Genomic DNA, 20,464 nt, shown 5'->3' with positions numbered 1-20,464 from the left:
TGTTCGAGCATTCGCCGTCGAGCGCTGGTTTTGATCATGCCCCCCTCTCCCGACCAGCCGCTTCGCATCCTGCACGCCGTGCGCGCTCCGGTCGGCGGCATCTTCCGCCACATCCTCGACGTGGCCAACGGCCAGGTCGATCGTGGCCATCATGTCGGCCTCCTCGCCGACAGCCTCACCGGCGGTGAGCGCGCCGACAAGGCCCTTGCCGAGCTAGCACCGCGGCTGAAGCTTGGCGTGCACCGGATGGCGATCCGCCGCGAACCCTCGCCCGACGATGTCCTGGTCTGGTTCCGCTTGCGGCGCCTGATCGCCACGCTCAAGCCCGACGTGATGCACGGCCACGGCGCCAAGGCCGGCGCTTTCATCCGCATGCGGCGGCGATCCGACGACACCATCCGCATCTACACCCCGCATGGTGGCTCGTTGCATTATCCCCTCAACACCCTCAAGGGCGAATTTTACGCGCGGCTCGAGCGTGCGCTGATGGACGCGACCGACCTGTTCCTGTTCGAAAGCGCGTTTGCCCGCGACACCTATCAGCGCATCGTCGGCAAGCCGAAGGGCGTCGTGCATTGCGTCTTCAACGGCGTGACGCCGGAGGAATTCGAACCTGTCGTCATGGCCGACGACGCCACCGACCTCGCTTATGTCGGTGAGTTCAGGCACATCAAGGGCGCCGATCTGCTGGTCGACGCGGTGGCGCGCCTGCACGAGGGCGGCAAGAAGGTCACACTGACGCTCGGCGGCGACGGCGAGGAGACCGCGGCGCTGAAAGCGCAAGTCGAGAGGCTTGGCCTCTCCGGTGCCATCCGCTTCATCGGTCACGTCAAGGCACGCTACGGCTTCTCCAAGGGGCGGCTGCTGGTCGTCCCGTCGCGTGGCGATTCCATGCCCTATGTCGTGATCGAGGCCGGCGCCGCCGGCATTCCGATGATCGCGTCCAAGATCGGCGGCATCCCCGAGATTTTCGGCGCGGAGAACCCGGCGCTGTTTGCGCCGAGCAACGCGGAGGCCATGGCGGAAGCGATTGCGGCCGCGCTCGACAATCCGCAGGGAACAGCGCAGCGCGCCTCGTCTCTTCGCGAGCGCATCTCCGCGCATTTCTCCCAGCAGGCGATGGTCGACGGCGTGCTCGCGGGCTATCGCAACGCATTTGCCAATCATTAACCATCCTTAAGACCGCTTTAGAGAATCTTCCGATTTGTCCGATAATCCAAGCGCCAGGGGATGCTCGCCCGGGGCGCAAGGACGCGGCCCCGCGGGTTTTTGGAATGGACGTGGACGCCCGTGGAACCGCTCAACGCACGCTCGATGCTCGATGCCGCGACCAGCGCCGCGGCGAAGCCGGCTGACCGGCCCTTTGTGGAGCGGCGTCAACGGCTCTCGCCCGCCGCGCTCGACGTCGTTAACCAGAAAGTCGCCCGCGCCTATTCACCGATCGTGATCACCGGCTTCGTACGCCTCGCCGATTTCGCGCTGCTGAGCCTCGTCGGCATCGTCCTCTATCTCGGCTATGTCATGCCGCACGCCGGCTCCTTCAGCTGGATCTATCCCGCGCAGGTCATCGCCGTCGCGGTTTCCGCCGTGGTCTGCTTCCAGGCTGCCGACATCTATCAGGTGCAGCTGTTCCGCGGCCAGCTCCGGCAGATGACGCGGATGATCTCGTCCTGGTCGTTCGTCTTCCTGCTGTTCATCGGCATCTCCTTTTTCGCCAAGTTCGGCAGCGAAATATCGCGGCTGTGGCTTGCCGCCTTTTACGTCCTCGGGCTCGCCGCGCTGCTCTGCGAGCGTCTGGTGCTGCGCTCGCTGGTGCGCGCCTGGGGGCGCGAGGGCCGGCTCGACCGCCGCACCATCATCGTCGGCTCCGACCGCAACGGCGAACAATTGGTCGAGGCGCTGAAAGCGCAGGAGGATTCCGACATCCACGTGCTCGGCGTGTTCGACGACCGCAACGACAGCCGCGCGCTCGACACCTGTGCCGGCGCGCGCAAGCTCGGCAAGGTCGACGACATCGTCGAGTTCGCCCGCCGCACCCGCGTCGATCTCGTGCTGTTTGCTCTGCCGATCTCCGCCGAGACGCGCATCCTGGAGATGCTGAAGAAGCTTTGGGTGCTGCCGGTGGACATCCGCCTCTCCGCGCACACCAACAAGCTGCGCTTCCGCCCCCGCTCCTATTCCTATATCGGCGAGGTGCCCACGCTGGACGTGTTCGAGGCGCCGATCACCGACTGGGACCTGGTGATGAAATGGCTGTTCGACCGCGTCGTCGGCACCCTCGCGCTGCTCGTGGCCTTGCCGGTGATGGGATTGGTGGCGCTGGCAGTGAAGCTCGACAGCCCCGGCCCCGTGCTATTCCGCCAAAAGCGCTTCGGCTTCAACAACGAGCGCATCGACGTCTACAAGTTCCGCTCGATGTATCATCATCAGGCTGATCCGACGGCCTCGAAGGTCGTGACCAAGAACGACTCGCGCGTCACCCGGGTCGGCCGCTTCATCCGCAAGACCAGCCTCGACGAGCTGCCGCAGCTCTTCAACGTGGTCTTCTCCGGCGATCTCTCTTTGGTCGGCCCGCGTCCGCATGCGGTGCAGGGCAAGCTGCAGAGCCGCCTGTTCGACGAAGCCGTCGACGGCTATTTCGCCCGCCACCGGGTCAAGCCCGGCATCACCGGCTGGGCCCAGATCAACGGCTGGCGCGGCGAGATCGACAACGAAGAGAAGATCCAGAAACGCGTCGAATTTGACCTCTATTACATCGAGAACTGGTCGGTGCTGTTCGATCTCGTGATTCTGCTGAAGACGCCGATCTCGCTGCTGACCAAGAACGAAAACGCGTATTGAGTTGTGGTCTTCCGTCGTGCACCGCGAAGGCGGGCACCTAGCGGTGTTTGTCGGCGTATGAGTTGCGTAAACGTATGAGCGTGTGATGGCGTATGCGGCAACAGCCGGGGAGATGAATGCAGCGGCTCGCGCTGCGCCCGGCGTGCTGGCCCTCCAGCGCGCGCTGGTATGGCTGGTCGGCGCCTCCGGCGCGATCGTCTTCATCGAGCCGAGCCCCTACGAGATCGTGACGCTGCTGGCCACCGTCACCTTCTTCGCTACCGGCCTGCGTCTGCGGCTCGCTTTGATGCCACTGGTGCTGATGCTGGTCCTGCTCAATATCGGCTACACGATCAGCGCAATCCCGCTGTTCGAACAGTCGGAGGTGGTCAGCTGGATTGCGACCTCCTGGTACATGGCGGTGACAGTCGTGTTCTTCGCCATGGTCACGTCGGAGGACACCGCGGCCCGGCTCGACATGCTCCGCCGCGGGCTCGTGGTCGGCGCGATGGTCGCCTCGCTATTGGCGGTCGCCGGCTACTTCCACCTGGTTCCCGGCGGCGACGACCTCCTCACACTGTACGGACGCGCGCGCGGCACCTTCAAGGACCCGAACGTGCTCGGCGCCTTCCTGATCCTGCCGGCACTGTTCTCCCTGCAGAGCGTCGTCTCCGACAAGTTCGGCAAGGCGTTTCGCAACGTCATCGCCTTCGGCATCATGTCGCTGGCGATCCTGCTCGCGTTCTCCCGCGCCGCCTGGGGTGGGCTGGTGCTGACATCCGCCTTCATGCTGGCGCTGATGGTGCTGACCAGCCGCACCAACGCGCAACGCTCGCGTATCATCGTCATGGCGATCCTGGCCGCGGTGCTGGGCCTTGCACTGATCGCGGTGTTGATGTCGTTCGATTCCACCGCCGAGATGTTCAAGCAGCGCGCGAGCTTCGACCAGAGCTATGACGAAGGCAGGTTCGGCCGGTTCGGCCGGCACATTCTGGGAGCGGAGATGGCGCTCGACCTGCCGTTCGGCATCGGCCCTCTGCAATTCCACCGCTTCTTCCCCGAGGACACCCACAACTCCTATCTCAACGCCTTCATGTCCGGCGGCTGGCTGTCCGGCATCTGCTATCCCGCGCTGGTCTTCACGACCGTCATCATGGGTATCAGGCACATCTTCGTGCCGGTGCCGTGGCAGCGCGCTTATCTGGCGGTGTTCTCCGCCTTCGTCGGCACCGTCGGCGAAAGCTTCGTGATCGACACCGACCACTGGCGGCACTTCTGGATGATGCTGGGCGCGATGTGGGGCATGATCGCGGCTGCGCAGATCTACAAGGCTAGGGCTGGCGACGAAGCTTCTTCAGCTTGAGATCGGGGCGTTTCTCCGGCGGCGTGTCGAGCGGGCCCTTCAGCGCCGCGGTCGCCGCGAGCACGCCCTTGTAGCCCTCATTGGCGAAGCGCAGCAGCAGGCGCAATTCCTGGTCGGAATAGCCGCCAAAAACCTTCTCCATCGCCTGCTGCATCGGCACGTAGAACTGGCCGAGCCTTTCTATCGCCTCCGGCACGACGACAATGAAGACCTTGCGACGATCGGCATCGTCGCGCTCACGACGCACCAGGCCCGCCTTTTCGAGCCGGTCGACCACGCCGGTGATGGCGCCGGTCGTGAGCCCCGTGACTTCGGCGAGCCGGCCGGCGGTGACACGGCCTTCGAGATACAGGAGGTCCATGCATTCGAGGTCGGAATTGGCAATTCCGGCAACGTTCGCAACGGTCTGGCCATAAAGCACGCCCTGCGCGGACGACCTGCGCATCGCCTCCTCGAGCTCCTGCAGCAGCGCGGCGCGCGCCTTCGTCCTTGACAAGGCAGACCTCGTATCTTAGTGGGTAGATATCTTAGTAACTAAGAGATTTAGCAACCGTAATTCTCATAGCACCGCCGAAACGTCGGGAGCAAGCCATGTCCTATCGTCCCCGAAAGGCCCTCATCATCGGCGCCGGCATCGCCGGCCCCGTGACGGCGATCCTGCTGCGCCGCGCCGGCATCGAGTCCGCGATCTACGAGGCCTGGCCCTATTCGAAAGGCATCGGCGGCGGCCTTCAGATCGCACCGAACGGCATGCAGGTCATGGACGAGATCGGCCTTTCGAACGAGCTGATCAGCCGCGGCTCGGTCGCGGAATCGTTCGACTTCTATTCGCAAGGCGGGAAGAGGCTCGGCTCGATCAATCGCGACATGGCGCGGCGTTTCGGCCAGCCCGCGGTCAATGTCTGCCGCGCCACGCTGAACGAAATGCTGATCGACAAGGCCTGGTGCGCGTGCGTTTCACTCTTTTTCGAGAAGCGCCTGATCAAGATCGAGGATCGCGGCGACCAGCCGATCATCGCCTACTTCGCCGACGGCACCACGGCCGAAGGCGATTTCCTGATTGGCGCCGACGGCGTGCACTCGGTGACGCGGCGCCAGGTGGTGCCGGACGGGCCGCAACCGTTCGACACCGGACTGATCGGCTTCGGCGGCTTCGTGCCGCACGCCGTCCTCGACGGCCGGCCGATCGGCCGGCACGTCGAGACCACGTTCGGGCAAAGCGGCTTCTTCGGCTACGGCTATTGCAGTCCCGACCCGAACGACGGCGTGATGTGGTGGAGCACGCAGCCGGCGCACGGCATGGACGCGGCGATGTTTCGCGCGCTCGACCGTGCAACGCTGAAGCAGCACCTGCGCGGCTTCCACCGCGGCTGGCACCATCCGATTCCTGGCATCATCGAGGCAGCCGAGAACATCGTGGTCACCGACACGCTCGACGTCGCCACCCTGCCGACCTGGTCGCGCAAGCGCTCGCTGCTGATCGGCGATGCCGCCCATGCGACCAGCCCCCATGCCGGCCAGGGCGCCTCGCTTGCGCTGGAGGATGCGATGCGCCTCGCCCGGTTGATGCAGCAAGGCCAGGAGCTCGGCGCCACCTTCCAGGCCTTCGAGGCCGAACGGCGCCCGCGCACGGAAAAAATTGTCGCCATGGCCCGCCGCAACGGCAACAGCAAGCGCGAGTTCAGCGCCACCGGCGCGTGGATCCGCAATCAGATGATGAAATGGCTGCTGCCACTGGGCGCGAAAGGCATGGATTTCATGTACGCCTACGACGCGCGGGCCGTGTAGTGGCGAACGCTGTCATGCGCGCGAAGGGCCGTAGGATGGGCAAAGGCACAAAGCGCCGTACCCACCATCTCTCCGCAATCGCGATAGACGTGGTGGGCACGCTTCGCTTTGCCCACCCTACGGAAGCTAGGCCGGGGCTTCGACCTCGAACGTCAGCCCCGCGTTCTCGACCAGCCGCTTGATCAGCTTGTGCTGCATCGCCGCGCCCGGCGTCCAGAAGCCGGCTGCGACGTCGGTCGTGTCACGCAGCATGCAGATGGCGCATTCGGAGATCATCTTCGAGGTCGAGCCGTAGCCGGGATCGCGGTCGCCGGTGACACCGGCGCGAACCATGCGGCCATCGGGTGCGATCGCGATATAGAGCAGATCGAACAGACCGTTTTCGCGCTCTTCCTTCGACGGCCCCTCGCCCGGCTTCGGTGCGTCGGGGCCGGTCTTGCCCGCATTGGCAGCCATCACGAGCTTGGCGTTGGCCTCGCCCTTTTCGCCGGGACCGGTCAGGACCATCTCGTCGTAGACGAAGTCCTGGCCGTAGGGGAATCCCATCAGCATGTTGGAGCGGTGAACGTTGCGCGTGTTGATCAGCGCCATCGTGAACGGCGCCGCCCAAGATTGCAGATCCTCCTCGAAGGCCAGCCTGTTGCCTTTCGGCTGCTTCGGGCCGGTGAAGCCGGGCGTCAGCGCAAAATGATCGTTGAGAATGGCGACAAGGCTGAGATCCTTGGCCACCGCATCGAAGGTCGCCTTCGCGCTCGCGGCAGTGCCGCCCGAGAGCGTGCCCCGCATGTCGCGCACACGCCCTTTCACCCGCGGGGCCGGCGCGCCGAAGACACGTTTGGCCTCTTCCTGGACGAAGAACGTGCCCAGCTCGAACGGCACGGAATCGTAGCCGCACGAAAACACGATCCGCGCGCCGCTCTCTTTCGCGGCCGCCTCGTACTTGTCGATCATCTGGCGCATCCAGATCGGCTCGCCGCAGAGATCGAAATAATCCGTGCCGGTGGCGACGCAGGCGGCGAGCAGTTCCTCACCATAGAGCTGATACGGACCGACGGTGGTGATCACCGACATCGTCCGTTCCGCCATCGCCTTCAGCGAGGCCGGGTCCGACGCATCCGCGACAATAAGCTCCGTATTCCCGGGTGCGCCGATCGCATCGCGCACCGATTTCAGCTTGCCGAGGCTGCGGCCTGCCATCGCCCATTTGAGCGAATGGTCGCTCTTGTAACGCTGGGTCAGGTATTCGGCGACGAGCTGGCCGGTAAAACCGGTCGCGCCATAGACGACGATGTCAAACTTCGCAGAGCTCATGGTCGGCCTTTACTTTACTTCTTCGCGTAGCTCACGCCCATGCCGGCACGGACATCGCTTTGAATACCATAGGGCGGGATCGGATAACGCAGGCCGTTCTTCGCCAGCGCCTTCATGCCCACAACCGCCTTGGCGAGATGTTCCGGCTTCAGGGCCATCAGCATCTCCTCGTCCGGCACGCCGCCATAGCGCCGTTCGGCATAGCATGGCAAGGACAGGCTGGGCTCACCGCTCTTGAGCGCCCTGCCCCAGGAATCGGCGCAAGCGGTCTCGCCGACCACGCCCCATTCGAACTTCTTGTAGCCGGTATATTGCAGCCCGTTGATCAGGATGATCATCTGCCCCGGCGTCGCATAGACGAGACAGATGTCCGGCGGATCGAGCCGGCCGCTCGACAGCGGGCTGACTGCGAGCGCCTGATATTGCCCGAACGGAACCACATCCAGCGCCTCCTGGCGCTTGCGTGCGTCCTCGGCCGTGCCGTGCCAGACCCCGACATAGTTTTCGCCGGCGAGCCATTTCTCGTCCTGCGGTGCAAGGCCGATCACCGCGCGGCACTGTGCGCCGACGAGATCGTCGGCGGTGATGCCGACGGTCCAGCCCAGACGCGCCGCCATGCTGACGATCTGGTCGGTGGTGTGGACCGCGTTTGGCCGCCGGATTTTCGGGATTGCCTCCATGTCCGCGGTCCGCGCGAACAGCTTCATGCCGATCACCGTGGTCTTCAGCCGCAGCAGGCTGTTGAGATCGGCGACGAGGCCGGCAAGATCGATGCTGTCTGCACTCTGCTGTTGCATGATGTCCTCCCGGCCGGGCGTTCGCGCACCGGCGCTGTTATTGCTTCTCGAACGGTTCTAGTCCTTCGCCGGTCCCGGGAGCAACTCGTCAGTCCGGCCCATCAGGCGGTAGGCGACGAGCCCGATCCATTCCCGCACGGCGACCTCGGTTCGGCCGAGCCCGTCCGTGCCGACATTGGTGAAAGAGAAGAGATCGTCACGCCCGCCCATTCGCCAGTCCACGGGATAGGCTTCGACGTCAAATCCCGCCTTGCGAAAGATCCCCATCGAACGCGGCATGTGAAAGGCCGACGTGACCAGGAGCCAGCGCTCGCCCGGCTTGGGCGCCACCAATTGTTTGGTGAAGATGGCATTCTCGTAGGTGTTGCGAGAGTCCCGCTCGAGCATCAGGCGCTGCTTCGCGATGCCCAAATTCTCCAGGATCGGCGCGGAGTAGTCGGCCTCCCGGGCGTCCGTCGAAACCAGGTTCGCGGTGCCCCCGGTGAAAATAACGCGCGTGTTCGGATAGCGGCGCGCGAGCTCGGCCGGCGCAAACAGGCGATCGGCCGCGTGCGCGACGACCGGCGTGCGGTGCGCCGCCGAAAGATCGGTGTCGATCGAGCCGCCGAGCACGATGATGCCGTCGGGCGCGCCGCGCGACGGATCCCACGGCGGCAAACGCGACTCCAGCGGATAGAGCAAAAGGTTGCCGAGCGGCGAAAACGCGGCGAGCGCCAGTAGGATCAGCGTGGCCGCGGCGAGCTTGCGGCCGAATGCGGCAAAGCGCGTCGCCATTAGCACGACCGAGACGATCCCAAGCTCGATCATGAAGTTGATCGGCAGCACCGCGGCGCCGAGGGTCTTGGACAGGACAAAAAGCAGGGGGAGCCTCGCTGGAATGATCGTGCCTGGTGCGCGCGGGCTTGACCCGCCCGTCGATCTTCAGAAAGCTTCTTGGAAGAGGATCGATTGCCTGGTCAAGCCCGGGCCTGTGAAATGGACGGATACCACATGACGCATCACCACCTGCATTCCAGCCCCGAGACCTGTCATTGGGGCTTCTTCGAAGCCACGCTCAAGCCCGTCCTCACCATCGCGAGCGGCGACGAGGTCACGGTCGACACCATCAGCGGCGGTCCGGACATGCTGCCCGACCCCAGCAAGTTTCACATTCCACCCGAGATGCACAAGGTTCACGCCGAAAACGAGCGCATGCTGCCTGGCCACATCCTCACCGGCCCGATCGCGGTCGAGGGGGCCGAGCCCGGCGACGTGCTCGCGGTCGAGATCCTCGACGTCCAGCTCCGGCAGGATTGGGGCTGGAACATGATCAAGCCGCTGTCCGGCACCCTGCCCGACGATTTCCACGAGACGCGCATCCTGAACATCCCGCTCGACCGGTCGCGGATGGTCGCCCGCATGCCGTGGGGGCTCGACCTGCCGCTCAAGCCGTTCTTCGGCGTGATGGGCGTTTCGCCGCCTCCGGCCTGGGGCCGCATCTCCTCGCTCGTTCCTCGCGCCATGGGCGGCAATCTCGACAACAAGGAGCTTGGCGCTGGTGCGACGCTGTACCTGCCCGTGTTCGTCCCGGGCGCGCTGTTCTCCTGCGGTGACGGCCACGGCGTGCAGGGCGACGGCGAGGTCTGCGTCACCGCGATCGAGACCGCACTCCAGGGCCGCTTCCGTCTGACGCTGCGCAAGGACCTCAGGCTCGATTATCCCCGTGGCGAGACGGCGACGCATTACATGACCATGGCGATGGACCCCGACCTCCACCAGTGCGTGGTGCGGGCGTTGCGCGACATGATCGTGCTGCTGGGCGAGAGGCGCAATTTGTCCCGCGAGGACGCCTATACGCTGTGCAGCCTGGCGGCCGATCTGCGGGTGACCCAGACCGTCAACGGCTCCAAGGGCATCCATTGCATGATCGAAAAGGCGATCGTGCACGGCTGAGCCGACCCGCCCTCTCCTGACCTCTCGCCGCCTGCCTTCTCGCGCGGCGTGTCCTGCCATGCCTGATTTCCCTCGCGATTCCAACGAGCTGACCGAGCGTCGCAGCCTGCATTTGACTTCCGCTGGCAAACCTAAATAGAGTCTTAATCGTAACTTTTATGTACCCGCGTATGAGGCTAGCGTTTAGGCATGGCCACCGAAAAAGCCGAGACTGACCGCATTCCCGTAACCTTGGCGCTCTCGACCATCACCTATCTGGAGAAGCTGGTGAGACAGGGCACCCACGGCACCAGCGTTCCCGGCGTCGCACGTACCTTGATCGAGGAAGGCATCCGTCTCGCCATCAAGGACGGGCTTTTGTCGATTCGCGACAATGGCAGAACGTGAGCGCGCGCCGAACGTGAGGCGGACGGATCTCGAGAGGCGGATGGCCGACATCTGCAACCTGGGACCGCATCAATGCCTGTTCTCTCACCCACCTGGACCGACGAACGAATTGAACTTTTGAAGCAGCATTTCGAGGCTGGCCTCTCCTGCCGCGAGATCGCCGCCGACATCGGCGTCAGTCGCAATGCCGTGATCGGCAAGCTGTCCCGCCTCAATCTGACGCGCGGCCGGACCGTCGACGATCGCAAGGTTCACGACAGGGGCCTGGCGCCGGCGCGCGCGCCGCGGACCGTCCCGCGGCTGCAATACGAGATGCTCGCCACGATCTATGGGGAAACCGGTGTGCCGATGGTCGCCGGTCCGATCGACGACGCCAATCGCTGCTCGCTGCTGGAGCTTGCCGAGAACCGCTGCCGCTGGCCGATCTCGACGCCCGGCGCCGACGATTTCTGCTTCTGCGGCAACTCCGCACCCGACGGCCAGTCCTATTGCGCCGGCCACAGCCGCCTCGCCTACCGGCCGAATTCCCGCGCGCGCGTCATGCGCGGCTAGAGCCAAGTCTTAGAGCCAAGTCCTGGAGCCAAGTCCTGGAGCCATGGACCAAAACGAAAAACCTCCGGCAGGGCATTGCCGGAGGTTTCTGGAGGTTTAGCATCAAGTCAGAGCCGCAACTTTCGTCATCGGCTGAGAACTATATAGCTTAGTAACTCAGGTAAGTAAATAAAATTTGGGCCGACCGAATCGCATGGCTCGTCTTCGTCGCCCGCACGGGCCGCCGGATTTTCCGAAAGCCCATCTCGCAAAAGGCCGCGCTCGTAAAAAGCCCCGGCGGTGTCCCGCCGGGGCTGCGTCATATCCGAAGACCCAGTCCGAAGACCAAGTCCGAAGATCAAGGCTTACCAGTTGCGCTGGGCGCGAACGAGCAGGCTGTAGGTGTCCTGGTCCTTCAGCTCATAGGTTGCGGCAGGCTTGGCAACGCTCGTGAGCGCCGGCGTCGTGATCACGCCCGAGTACTTCTGGTCAAGGTGGCTGTAGGTGAAGTCAGCCGAGAAGGTCAGGTTCTTGACCGGAGTCCAGCGGGTGATGACACCGATCTGGCCGATGTTGAAGTCCGGGTTGCAGGTGCCGGTCAGGGTCGCGAACGCGGCGCTGCCGCAGATCATGCCCTTGGCCGTGCCGCTGTAATTAACGGCAGCCCACGCACCATAGAGCGCCGAGTTCCAGTACGGGCTCCAGTTGTGGGTGTAGGCACCGCGGAAGCCGTAGGTCTTGGTCAGCTCGAGGCCGCTGCCGGGTGCGAACACCGCGTCAGACACGCCGGCGAAGCCGATGCTCTGATACGCGCCGCCCGACCCGCCGAACATTGAGTAGTTCGTCGCCGCCAGCTCCTGGAAGTTGTACCGGCTTGCGCCGTCGGTGTAGACGCCCGAGATGTTGATCAGGTCGCCGGCACCGGTCGGGATGTTCTTGATTGACAGAGCCAGCTGGACCGCCCAGCCCCACTTGTCTTCAGGATGACCGGTAGTTTCGCTGGCGCCGTAATAGCCGACGTGGTTGTCGTGCGCGGCGACCGAGGCCTGGAACAGGCCCCAGGCCTGGTCAACGCGGAGCGTGCCGACGAGATCGGGGGCGCGGGTGCCGCCGAGATCGTTGGAGCCGTAGGCACCGCCGAGGACGCCGGTGGTGGACATGCCGGCCGTATTCCAGAGCGCGGTCTGGAACACCTGCGTCTGGTCCTGGGCCGAGACGATCGCCGTCACGCCCTGGCCGAGATCGGCGGTGTAGGTGAACTGGGCAACACCGTTGGTGGTGCCGCTGCCGCCCACGAGCTGGTCGAAGTTGTTGCCGGGATAATTGATCCAGGGCGCGTCGAACTGCGACACGGCCTTACCCATGGTGAAGCCAGCGAACTGGATGAATGCGTAGTAGACGCCGAGCGCGCCGCCCGAAATGCCGCCGTCGGTGCCGTTGATGGCGCCGCCGCTGGACCCGATCAGGCCAGTGCCCGCGGCATTGAGGCCGAGCGTGCTGCTGTACTGGGTGGCACCCGTTCCTGAGCCGGCACCGACATAATTGCCGGTCGTCCAGGTGAAGACCGCATCGAAATAGGTGCGGACAACGCCGTACTCGGTTGCGGTGCGCGTGTCGATGTTGAGATCTTCACGAGCGCGCATCGAATAATAGTTCGTCAGGCGGTTGTTGGCCGCGAAAACGTTGTTGTACTGGGCGCTGTAATTGCCGCCGGCATTGAGCGCCACTTCGGCACGCAGATAGCCGCCCAGCTTGATGCAGGTGTCGCTGCCCGGGATGTAATAGAAACCCGCACCGTAGAGCGAGCAGACCTTCACGTACTCGACCGCCTTGGCCTTGACCGGAAGATCAGCCGCCTGAGCTCCACCGACGGCGATCAGACCCGCCGCCGTGCCGAGCAAAAGGCTCTTCACCACTTTCATATTAAAACCTCCAAGTTGCTCATGTTACGAAGACCGGACCGTGAGGCCCCCCAGATCCCCGTCTTTCAAATCCGCTCGGCCGCTTTGCGCTTCGGACACACCCTCTTTCGATGCGAGGGACGTGAGCAAACCACCTGCAACGGGACGATCGAGTACCCCCACCGTCACAAGCAATATGCCTGCGCCGTTCACTAATCAAAATACCTTATTTGGTAAGCTTTGTGGTTTCGCTAAACCTGTGCCCCGTTCGCAACACCATTGCTGAGCGATTCCGTGAGCTGATCATCTTTGTAGTTTTACTGACAAAATTACCCTGCTCTGCACTTGCGTCAGAGCAGGCTTGCGTGGACTATGGCTTGCACGACACCGGCCGCATACAAATCAGATCACGGGAGTGACGCTGTGTCAGCGACGAGGAAAGAAGGGGCGCGCCTCCGCTCCATCGGCAATCTGGATATCATCAGGCGCTTCACCTGGGAGATATCGTCGATCAACATGTATCTGGAGGAGCTGCGTCAGTTCTGGGCGAGAACGCTCGGCATCAGCGGCCCGCAATGGCTGATCCTGATGGCGATCTCCGACCTCGACAAGGACGACGGCATTCCGGTCAACGTCGTCTCGAAACTCCTCCACGTCGATCCGTCGTTCGTCACCACCCAGTCCAAGCTGCTCGAGAAGAAGGGCCTGTTGCGCCGTCGCCCGTCGCCGACCGACGCAAGGGTGGTCCGGCTGTCCCTGACCGAGAAGACGCAGAAGCACCTGGCGAGCCTCAACGAGCAGTACAAGACGATCAAGGAATTCGTCTTCCAGGAGTTCGACGAGAAAGAGCTGACGGAATTCACCACCAAACTCGCAATGCTGAAGACCCGTCTCGAAAAGGCCTGCGTCCGCCTGACCCTCGACTTCTGAGGCGACCTCCTCAGATGCGCCCCGCGGCGCCGAGCCGCGATTCGAGCCAATCGAAGATGTATTCATTGGCAAGGCTCGGATTGTCCGCATGGGCCTGCGCCGCGCCGGTTTCGGCCGCGGTGAATACCTTCAACATGACATCCGAACTGCCGAGCCGGGACGTCTGGACGATCTGACGCGCCCGATCGGCCTTGAGCCAGCCGTCCTCGCCGAGCGTGATCAGCACGGGACAGTCGGCGCTGGAGGCCATCAGCGGCGCATGCGGCACCGGAACGATGCTGACGTCGCTCATCGCGAATCGGCTGGCAAAGAACGCCCGCTCGTGCAGGTCCCACAGGCCGCCATCGCAGACGGCGGCGGCAAGCCGCGGCTCCTGCAACACCGCGCGCGCCACGAAGGAAGAGCCCCAGCCATCGGCGACGATCGCGACACGCGCGAAATCGACCTCGCTGCACGTCTCCAGATAGTCCATCACGCACGGAATCGCGCTCTCGAGATCGCGGCGCCGCAACAGCGCGTCGAGATGATCGTCGCGCTGGTCGCCGAACAGGTCCAGCGCCAGCAGCGAGAAGCCGCGCTCGCGCGCATGGGGCGCGAGTTTGAACAGAAATTCCTCCTTGCGGTGGCCGGGTTCGCCGATGCAGATCACGGTCGGAGCTCGCACGCGTCCCGACGGCGCGGGCAGGAAATAGCCCTGCAACGAATGGCCGTCGAGCCAGGGTATCGTCATGACTTCGCCGGCCGGATCGCGCGCGGCAAGGAAGCGGCGGGCGCAATCCTGCATCGCGAGGACCGCGACCCAGCGGCGCTCGTCCGCTTGATCGAGCGGCATCGCGGCCGCGCTGTAGTAATTCATGGCGCGGAGCCAGTTGCGCTGCGCGGTCGCCCTGTGACCTTCCGCGAACGCGGCCTCGGCACGAAGCCGATTGGCCTGCGCCAGATTCTTCCACTCGCGATGCCAGGACTGGTCTTCGCCCCGCTTCAGCTGCCGCGCGATCATCAGGCATTCGGCGATCGTGGCGCCGCCCTCCTGGGCCGCGGTGAGGAGCCGCGTGAACTCAGCGGAGATATCCTCTCGCTCCGGGCAAAGGGTCCAGTCGTCGGAGAGGCATGCGGGTATCATCGGGAGCTACGCTCTGGTCATCGCCTTACACATGACTGACTAAACTATTTTGGTTCCCTGACCAAGCTGCCGTGCGCCGAATGAGAGCCGTTGGAGATCACCATCGCTTGAACGCAGGGACGTGTCGCATGCGTGACATTCCTGTTCGTCATGAGCGACCGAACACCTGCAAGAAGGCTGGCAAGAGGTGGCACGCGAAATTGCCTGCGCGCCTCTTGCCATGATGAGCATCATACCTATATCCGCGCGCGCTCGGCGCCCGCTTCAGCCGAGCCGCCAACCGACCTCCTGCGTAAAACTTTCGTAGAAGCCGCGGTCGTAGGCCTGCTCCGGTGTGGCGCGCACGCGCTCGTCAAGGCGCCTTGCATCCTCGCCCACGAGAATGCGCCATTGCTCCGCCTTGACCCCGTCGAGGATGATCCCGGCGGCCTGCGCCGCCGTCGTCGGCGCATCCTCGAGGAAGCTGCGGGCGCGCTCGGTGAACACCGCCTGGATGTCCTCATCCGACATCTTGTCGGCATCCGGCACACCGGCCGCGACCATGCGCTTGCGGGTCAGCGCGACCTCGTCTGCATTGAGCCGCTCCGAACCGTCGGCGCTCTGCACCTTGCGCGAATTGGAGACGATCGATGTGCCGATATGGCCGGGCATCACCACCGAGCATTTGACATGCGGCGCGTGCAGGCGGAGGTCGTTGATCAGCGCTTCGGTAAACCCCTTCACGGCGAACTTCGCCGAGCTGTAGGCGGTGTGCGACTGGTTCATGCCGATCGAGGCCCAGAAGCCGTTGACGCTCGCGGTGTTGACGATGTGGGCCTCGTCCGCTGCGACCAGCATCGGCAGGAAGGTGCGGACGCCGAGATAGACCCCGCCCCAGCAGATGTTGAAGGTGCGCTCCCACTGCTCGCGGGTGTTGGTGAACAGGCCGCCGCCGCCACCGATGCCGGCGTTGTTGAACAGAAGATGGATCCGGTCGGTCTTCTGCTGCTCGGCAAGCTCGTCGCGGAATCGCTTGAGATGATTCTCGATCGAGACGTCGGCGACATGGGTCGTGACGCGCAGGCCCTGCGGCAGCTTCTCGACCTCGCACAGCCGCTTGGTCTCGGCCATCGCGGCTTCCGAGACGTCGCACATCGCGACATTGCAGCCCTCGGCGAGGAGCTGCCGCGCGAGCTCGCGTCCCATTCCCGTGCCACCGCCGGTGATGACGGCGATCTTTCCTGCAAAATCCTTCATGGGACTTTCGGCCCCTCCCCTTGTCGGTATGTTTCTTCACAGCTAGTGCCGCGCGTATCGGAGCGCGCACCAAATGTAGCAGCGCCGCATCCGCAGGTAAAAGCGGATCGGCGCTGCCATGTTCATCAGGAATTTCGGCGCGCGGACTATTCGGCCGCCTCGACGCGCCGCCCGTTCAACGCGCCGAGCCCGTCCAGCGCCTTGCGGATCGCCGCCTGCTGCACGGGCGATGCCTCCGGCATCGGCGCGCGCGGATGAGTCTTGGGCAGGCCCTGCAGCGTCTGCGCATAGCGCGTGCAGGCCGGCAGATTGTCGGCGATCACAGCGTTCCACAGCGTCAGCAGCTTCTTGTGCAGGTCGAGCGCGCGCGGATGGTCACCCGCCTTCACCGCATCCCACAGCGCGACGGAGGCATGCGGCGCCGCGGTCAGGATCGCGGCGATCGAACCATGCGCCCCCAATATGTAGGATGGATACATCAGCGCATCGACCGCGCTGTAGATCAGCTTGTCCGGTGCCATCATCATGAGGTCCGCGAACAGCTTCAGGTCGCCCGCGCTCTGCTTGACGCCGACCACCAGCGGCACCTCGGTCATGATCCGCGTCAGCAGCGCCGGCGACAGATACGACCACGGCACCACGTTGTAAATGATGATGGGCATGCCGGTCTCATCAGCCATGGCGCGGAAATGCGCCACCATCGCCTCGTCGTCCGGCTTGAACAGGTAATGCACCGGCGTGACCTGGAGCGCGGCGACATTCATGTCACGCACCAGCTTGCCGCGGCGGATCGCATCGCGCGTGGAATCGACGATGATGCCGGCGATCACGGGAATGCGTCCCTTCACCGCAGCGACCGTCGCTTCCATCAGGTCGCGATATTCCTCGTGATCGAGCGTGTGCCCCTCGCCGGTCGAGCCGCCGGCTGCGACGCCGTGCGCGCCGGCGCCGATCATCCAGTCGACCTGGGGCGCCACAAGAGTGTAGTCGATCTCGCCATCCTTCCGGAACGGCGTCGTCATCGGCGGAATCACGCCGGTCGGTCGTGCCTTCATGGTCTGCCTCGCGTTTCCATATCCCTTGTGGCGGCCCCGCTCTTTTGGCGGGTGGCCACGGTCCCTCCGAGCCTACCGGCTGCGCGCGGCCTGTGAAGCGCCACCGGCGCGGCGCTGCCCCCACAATCGATCATCCCTGCGACTCAGCCCTGCCGGTTCCCCGTATTTGCCCGGCTTCGGTTTAGGGGCAATTTTTTTACAATCCGAATCGCTAAATGGAGTCCGGACGCTGGGTCGAGTCGGCCAGGCCAGCGTGTTGTTTGCGTCACAGGCTCTGGCACTCCGCTTGCATCCTCTTCGTGGTCAGAAACTACCGATGAGGTGACTGGAATGTTCGTGACCGTCGTTGCCGTGCTCTGCCGGCTGAGTGCAGCCAGCTCAGGCAGTTGCATCGAGGAAATCGTGACCGACAGCAACATGACGCCCGAGATGTCGATGATGCAGTGTGCGATCGGCGCACAGGCCCCCCTGGCGAAATGGATGGGCGAGCATCCGATCTACCACGCCAACTGGCGGCTCGATCGCTACAAATGCGTTCCGGGTCACTACGAGATCAAGGGCCACGCCTAGGGTCCCGCAAAACTACTGATACCAAGACGACGGACCAAGACTAAAACGAGGAAACGCCCCGGAGGCCGACTGGTCTTTCCGTCCGGGCATCGGCAGCGCCAGACCCCATTGCGGCGGCGCGCTTTGTGACAACGATCACACCTTCGTTTTAAGCCACCGGACGCAGAATGATCGCACGCGCGCGCCGCCCTTCCGGCGTCGGCATCAGCGCATAATTGTGCGGCTGGTCGCGGAGCAAGATGCAGATGCAGATGCAGATGGTGTGGCATATTGAGATTAGGGCCGAACAAAAAAGCAATGAGGCCTTCGCCAAGAACGCGCCAAACCGAAGGCGAATAGCGGTTGCCCGAGGCCGGAGCCGACGCCATACTTGGCGCCTCGATTGTCGTTGATTGCGAGCCCGGTGTTGAAGCGCCCTGTTCTTCCCCTCAGCCGCGGACCTCATCAAGCCGATTTGCGCGAGCGCGCCACGCTCGCGCTGCGGATGCAGAATTTCGCCGAGGCGGAGCGGCTTGCAGCCGAAGTCTTGAAGACGAGCCGGAACGATATCGTCGCGGCATGGGTTCTTGGCCGCGCCTTGCTCGCTCAGAACCGCGCAGCGGAGGCCATCCTGCCCTTGGACAAGGCGGCGCGCCGCACGAGCGATCCGGGTATTGAAACTCTGCTTGGCGCGGCCTTGGGCGAAGCCGGACGTCGCACGGAAGCCGTGGAACAATTGCGCCGGACCGCGGCGCGTCGCCCGCCTTTCCTGCCGGCGTTCCAGGAACTCGCCGGCCAGCTTGCCAAGGATCGGCGCCTTGATGAGTCTATCGCGGTGATCGGCAACGCTCTCGCGCTCGCGCCGGAAAGCATCGACTTACAACTGGATCTTGCGCGCCTGTATCTCGAGCGCAATACGCGCGGTGAGGCGCGCGCGATTCTCGTGAAGGCCCACGAGGCCGCGCCTGGGCGTCCTGATATCTCGACCCTACTTGCACGCGTGCTGCGCCAGGACGGTGATTATGCCGCAGCCGCAGAGATGTACCGGCTCGCGCTGGCGCTGCGCCCTGACGATGCCATGGCACGGGCCAACCTCGCGGCTTGCCTGTTCGAGTTGGGTGAGCGCGAAGCGGGCGAGGCGAGCCTTCGTTCGGCCTTACAAGGCCGCCCGCGAATGCTGGCACAAGCCGCCTACACGCTTGCCCATTCATCGCACGGCCGCTTCTTCTTCCGCCCAAGCGCGCTCAAGAAGTTTCTGCAAGGCGAGGTGCCGTGATGCGGCTCACGCACGGAACTGCCGTCGATAGGCGCCAGGCTCCTGCGCAACCGACTTCGTCACCTCGAACACCCGCCGCATCTCCTCTGCAGTCAGTGGTGCAGTCTGAGCGACCCAGGTTTCCCGCTTCACCGCCATGCATTGCGCAATCGGTGTCCCCTTCTGCAGCACGCCGTTGAAATTCACGTCGTGCCAGTGCACCGGGAAATGGATCCAACTGTCACGATATCGATCGCAATCGACGAGGCCGGTCAGCGTCGTGAAGGGCAGATCGAACCGATTGATCGGATGCATGAACAGAACCGAATAGCCTTCCGGCGCTTCGATCAGCCATGGGTTACGAAACTTGATGAGAAGCCGGTCCGGCTCGAACAACGGCGATCCCGTGACCTGACTCGAGTCGTGAAATCCCACGGGAGAGCGCGGGAAATCGAGCTCACCACCGGCTGGCAGGTCATTGTCCCAAGAAATTTCCCCGTTCTCAAACCTGACATCGCACATTAATGGGATCAGGAAGCCGCTCGTCATGGCATCGACGACCGGAGGACACCGCTTGACCGTATCCTCCTCGCGCTGATTGATCGCGTTGAAGGCCTGCGTCGGCATCGCCTTCAGCCAGGCAGGCAGGCCTAAACTCGCAGGGACCGGTGGTGGCAATTTGTCTTCAAGACCCGGCGGACAGCGGAACTTGAGGGTCATCGGCTCTTCGGGCACTTCTGATGCTCTCATTGTCGCCGGGCGCGCGGCGGGAGCCTTGTCGCGGACAGACAAAGCGCGCATCGCGCTGCTTTTCGCGCGTGTGCTCAGCCAAGTCTACGAACAAATGGTCGGAGCGAGAGGATTTGAACCTCCGACCCCTAGTCTCCCAGACTAAGGTAGAAAATTGATTTCACAAGCTATTTTTGCAAACGGCCTGATTTACCCCCCGTTGAGATCGCAGTGTTTTTCATATCCTTTGGCAACTGCTGTTCCGCAATCCGGCCGACCGGTACTTGTGGAAATGTGCATGCGGCCCGGTGCTGCCCCTTACACCTGCCTTAGGCTCCAATCGCGGCCACCCGAACAACTCGGACGTCTACCGGGGTCTCTGGAGCAGTTGAGATGTCGCCGGGTTCGAGCCCGTCACTGCCCACCACGCCGGCCTCTCGCAACCCTTCGTGCCCAAGTGGGGTTCTGTTCTCATAAGTCGGGGGCTGGCCTGTTTCCATCCTCGGTGGCTTAGTTTGATTTTGGGAGTGACCTAGTTTGTTTTGTATCCCGAGGCCCGCCAGCGCCGGGGTGTGAGTTTGGCAGCTTAACGCACGATGTCGTGGATGCTCTGCCGTCCGGAGACCGAACCACGCGGATAACGAAACCCGGACCGCACGCTGGCTGGGCAAAGCTGCCTTCTGACGGAAGAATTGCTCCCAAGAGGCAGACGACCAATTGATCGAAGCTTTTTTCAATGCTGGCGCTCCCGTGTAAC

General features: G+C 63.8%; 19 protein-coding genes and 1 tRNA gene. 10 read left to right on the top strand and 10 right to left on the bottom strand.

Going from position 1 to position 20,464, the window contains the following annotated elements; translation table 11 throughout:
• Positions 1-36 precede the first annotated feature (36 nt).
• The 3 genes from IVB48_RS03140 to IVB48_RS03130 all read left to right on the top strand — a co-directional run bounded on the left by IVB48_RS03140 (position 37) and on the right by IVB48_RS03130 (position 4,183).
• Positions 37-1,170: a glycosyltransferase family 4 protein gene (locus IVB48_RS03140; RefSeq protein WP_247397357.1), complete on the top strand. Its 1,134-nt coding sequence runs from the start codon at positions 37-39 to the stop codon at positions 1,168-1,170.
• Positions 1,171-1,290: 120 nt separating this feature from the next.
• Positions 1,291-2,841, top strand: coding sequence for an undecaprenyl-phosphate glucose phosphotransferase (locus tag IVB48_RS03135; RefSeq protein ID WP_247356233.1), 1,551 nt, complete (start codon positions 1,291-1,293; stop codon positions 2,839-2,841).
• Between the two features lie 85 nt (positions 2,842-2,926).
• The gene (locus IVB48_RS03130) at positions 2,927-4,183 is read left to right on the top strand and encodes an O-antigen ligase family protein (RefSeq protein ID WP_247397354.1); all 1,257 of its coding nucleotides are present in this window, start codon (positions 2,927-2,929) and stop codon (positions 4,181-4,183) included.
• Here the strand turns inward: IVB48_RS03130 and IVB48_RS03125 are convergent.
• Positions 4,152-4,628 (bottom strand): MarR family transcriptional regulator, encoded by a 477-nt coding sequence (locus tag IVB48_RS03125; RefSeq protein ID WP_247398142.1) that lies wholly within the window; start codon positions 4,626-4,628, stop codon positions 4,152-4,154. The two genes, IVB48_RS03130 and IVB48_RS03125, sit on opposite strands and share 32 nt — an antisense overlap.
• Before the next feature lie 146 nt (positions 4,629-4,774).
• On the opposite strand from IVB48_RS03125, the gene IVB48_RS03120 reads away from it, so the two are divergent.
• On the top strand, positions 4,775-5,971 hold the full coding sequence (locus tag IVB48_RS03120; RefSeq protein WP_247397343.1) for an FAD-dependent monooxygenase: 1,197 nt from the start codon (positions 4,775-4,777) through the stop codon (positions 5,969-5,971).
• Positions 5,972-6,097: 126 nt separating this feature from the next.
• Here IVB48_RS03120 and IVB48_RS03115 read toward each other — a convergent pair whose 3' ends face one another.
• From IVB48_RS03115 to IVB48_RS03105, 3 genes are read right to left on the bottom strand one after another with little or no spacing between them, the layout of a single operon-like run.
• The gene (locus IVB48_RS03115) at positions 6,098-7,282 is read right to left on the bottom strand and encodes a saccharopine dehydrogenase NADP-binding domain-containing protein (RefSeq protein ID WP_247397341.1); all 1,185 of its coding nucleotides are present in this window, start codon (positions 7,280-7,282) and stop codon (positions 6,098-6,100) included.
• A gap of 14 nt (positions 7,283-7,296) precedes the next feature.
• A complete protein-coding gene (locus IVB48_RS03110; RefSeq protein ID WP_027567242.1) occupies positions 7,297-8,079 on the bottom strand; it encodes a DUF169 domain-containing protein in 783 nt (260 codons plus the stop codon).
• 57 nt (positions 8,080-8,136) lie between these two features.
• On the bottom strand, positions 8,137-8,886 hold the full coding sequence (locus IVB48_RS03105) for a YdcF family protein (RefSeq protein WP_247397338.1): 750 nt from the start codon (positions 8,884-8,886) through the stop codon (positions 8,137-8,139).
• A gap of 183 nt (positions 8,887-9,069) precedes the next feature.
• Between IVB48_RS03105 and IVB48_RS03100 the strand changes: the two genes are divergently transcribed.
• The 3 genes from IVB48_RS03100 to IVB48_RS03090 all read left to right on the top strand — a co-directional run bounded on the left by IVB48_RS03100 (position 9,070) and on the right by IVB48_RS03090 (position 10,950).
• Positions 9,070-10,011, top strand: a complete 942-nt coding sequence (locus IVB48_RS03100) for an acetamidase/formamidase family protein (protein WP_247397335.1) — start codon at positions 9,070-9,072, stop codon at positions 10,009-10,011.
• Positions 10,012-10,200: 189 nt separating this feature from the next.
• Complete coding sequence (locus IVB48_RS03095) at positions 10,201-10,398, top strand: hypothetical protein (RefSeq protein WP_007603456.1); 198 nt, start codon at positions 10,201-10,203, stop codon at positions 10,396-10,398.
• Between the two features lie 72 nt (positions 10,399-10,470).
• The gene (locus IVB48_RS03090) at positions 10,471-10,950 is read left to right on the top strand and encodes a GcrA family cell cycle regulator (protein ID WP_027567245.1); all 480 of its coding nucleotides are present in this window, start codon (positions 10,471-10,473) and stop codon (positions 10,948-10,950) included.
• A 344-nt stretch (positions 10,951-11,294) separates the two neighbouring features.
• On the opposite strand, the gene IVB48_RS03085 is transcribed toward IVB48_RS03090, so the two are convergent.
• On the bottom strand, positions 11,295-12,851 hold the full coding sequence (locus IVB48_RS03085) for a porin (RefSeq protein WP_247289410.1): 1,557 nt from the start codon (positions 12,849-12,851) through the stop codon (positions 11,295-11,297).
• Between the two features lie 402 nt (positions 12,852-13,253).
• Here IVB48_RS03085 and IVB48_RS03080 point away from each other — a divergent pair, with 402 nt between their 5' ends.
• Positions 13,254-13,760: a MarR family transcriptional regulator gene (locus tag IVB48_RS03080; protein ID WP_007603453.1), complete on the top strand. Its 507-nt coding sequence runs from the start codon at positions 13,254-13,256 to the stop codon at positions 13,758-13,760.
• 10 nt (positions 13,761-13,770) lie between these two features.
• On the opposite strand, the gene IVB48_RS03075 is transcribed toward IVB48_RS03080, so the two are convergent.
• From IVB48_RS03075 to IVB48_RS03065, 3 genes are all read right to left on the bottom strand, one after another.
• Complete coding sequence (locus IVB48_RS03075) at positions 13,771-14,883, bottom strand: alpha/beta hydrolase (protein ID WP_247356228.1); 1,113 nt, start codon at positions 14,881-14,883, stop codon at positions 13,771-13,773.
• Between the two features lie 264 nt (positions 14,884-15,147).
• Positions 15,148-16,119, bottom strand: coding sequence for an SDR family NAD(P)-dependent oxidoreductase (locus IVB48_RS03070; protein ID WP_247397332.1), 972 nt, complete (start codon positions 16,117-16,119; stop codon positions 15,148-15,150).
• Between the two features lie 146 nt (positions 16,120-16,265).
• Positions 16,266-17,174, bottom strand: coding sequence for a dihydrodipicolinate synthase family protein (locus IVB48_RS03065; protein ID WP_247397320.1), 909 nt, complete (start codon positions 17,172-17,174; stop codon positions 16,266-16,268).
• Positions 17,175-17,504: 330 nt separating this feature from the next.
• On the opposite strand from IVB48_RS03065, the gene IVB48_RS03060 reads away from it, so the two are divergent.
• Both IVB48_RS03060 and IVB48_RS03055 read left to right on the top strand, forming a co-directional pair.
• Positions 17,505-17,744 carry a hypothetical protein gene (locus IVB48_RS03060; protein WP_007611067.1) on the top strand — a complete coding sequence of 80 codons (240 nt, stop codon included), beginning with the start codon at positions 17,505-17,507 and terminating at the stop codon, positions 17,742-17,744.
• A gap of 388 nt (positions 17,745-18,132) precedes the next feature.
• Positions 18,133-18,999, top strand: a complete 867-nt coding sequence (locus tag IVB48_RS03055) for a tetratricopeptide repeat protein (RefSeq protein WP_256468865.1) — start codon at positions 18,133-18,135, stop codon at positions 18,997-18,999.
• Between the two features lie 6 nt (positions 19,000-19,005).
• On the opposite strand, the gene IVB48_RS03050 is transcribed toward IVB48_RS03055, so the two are convergent.
• Both IVB48_RS03050 and IVB48_RS03045 read right to left on the bottom strand, forming a co-directional pair.
• Entirely contained in the window at positions 19,006-19,698 is a 693-nt protein-coding gene (locus IVB48_RS03050) for a hypothetical protein (RefSeq protein ID WP_027567252.1), read from the bottom strand.
• A gap of 125 nt (positions 19,699-19,823) precedes the next feature.
• Positions 19,824-19,927, bottom strand: a tRNA-Leu gene (locus IVB48_RS03045).
• Between the last annotated feature and the right edge of the window lie 537 nt (positions 19,928-20,464).

The organism is Bradyrhizobium sp. 76 (genome assembly GCF_023073025.1).
Lineage (GTDB): Bacteria > Pseudomonadota > Alphaproteobacteria > Rhizobiales > Xanthobacteraceae > Bradyrhizobium.
This window is presented reverse-complemented; position numbering and strand designations above follow the sequence as displayed.

Excerpts from the sequence above, each read along its gene's own strand:
- IVB48_RS03085 (WP_247289410.1), bottom strand. The coding sequence starts at position 12,851 with ATGAAAGTGGTGAAGAGCCTTTTGCTCGGCACGGCGGCGGGTCTGATC.
- IVB48_RS03100 (WP_247397335.1), top strand. The coding sequence starts at position 9,070 with ATGACGCATCACCACCTGCATTCCAGCCCCGAGACCTGTCATTGGGGC.
- IVB48_RS03120 (WP_247397343.1), top strand. The coding sequence starts at position 4,775 with ATGTCCTATCGTCCCCGAAAGGCCCTCATCATCGGCGCCGGCATCGCC.
- IVB48_RS03065 (WP_247397320.1), bottom strand. The coding sequence starts at position 17,174 with ATGAAGGCACGACCGACCGGCGTGATTCCGCCGATGACGACGCCGTTC.
- IVB48_RS03140 (WP_247397357.1), top strand. The coding sequence starts at position 37 with ATGCCCCCCTCTCCCGACCAGCCGCTTCGCATCCTGCACGCCGTGCGC.
- IVB48_RS03095 (WP_007603456.1), top strand. The coding sequence starts at position 10,201 with ATGGCCACCGAAAAAGCCGAGACTGACCGCATTCCCGTAACCTTGGCG.
- IVB48_RS03090 (WP_027567245.1), top strand. The coding sequence starts at position 10,471 with ATGCCTGTTCTCTCACCCACCTGGACCGACGAACGAATTGAACTTTTG.
- IVB48_RS03110 (WP_027567242.1), bottom strand. The coding sequence starts at position 8,079 with ATGCAACAGCAGAGTGCAGACAGCATCGATCTTGCCGGCCTCGTCGCC.
- IVB48_RS03050 (WP_027567252.1), bottom strand. The coding sequence starts at position 19,698 with ATGACCCTCAAGTTCCGCTGTCCGCCGGGTCTTGAAGACAAATTGCCA.
- IVB48_RS03105 (WP_247397338.1), bottom strand. The coding sequence starts at position 8,886 with ATGATCGAGCTTGGGATCGTCTCGGTCGTGCTAATGGCGACGCGCTTT.
- IVB48_RS03130 (WP_247397354.1), top strand. The coding sequence starts at position 2,927 with ATGGCGTATGCGGCAACAGCCGGGGAGATGAATGCAGCGGCTCGCGCT.
- IVB48_RS03115 (WP_247397341.1), bottom strand. The coding sequence starts at position 7,282 with ATGAGCTCTGCGAAGTTTGACATCGTCGTCTATGGCGCGACCGGTTTT.
- IVB48_RS03070 (WP_247397332.1), bottom strand. The coding sequence starts at position 16,119 with ATGAAGGATTTTGCAGGAAAGATCGCCGTCATCACCGGCGGTGGCACG.
- IVB48_RS03125 (WP_247398142.1), bottom strand. The coding sequence starts at position 4,628 with ATGCGCAGGTCGTCCGCGCAGGGCGTGCTTTATGGCCAGACCGTTGCG.
- IVB48_RS03060 (WP_007611067.1), top strand. The coding sequence starts at position 17,505 with ATGTTCGTGACCGTCGTTGCCGTGCTCTGCCGGCTGAGTGCAGCCAGC.
- IVB48_RS03075 (WP_247356228.1), bottom strand. The coding sequence starts at position 14,883 with ATGATACCCGCATGCCTCTCCGACGACTGGACCCTTTGCCCGGAGCGA.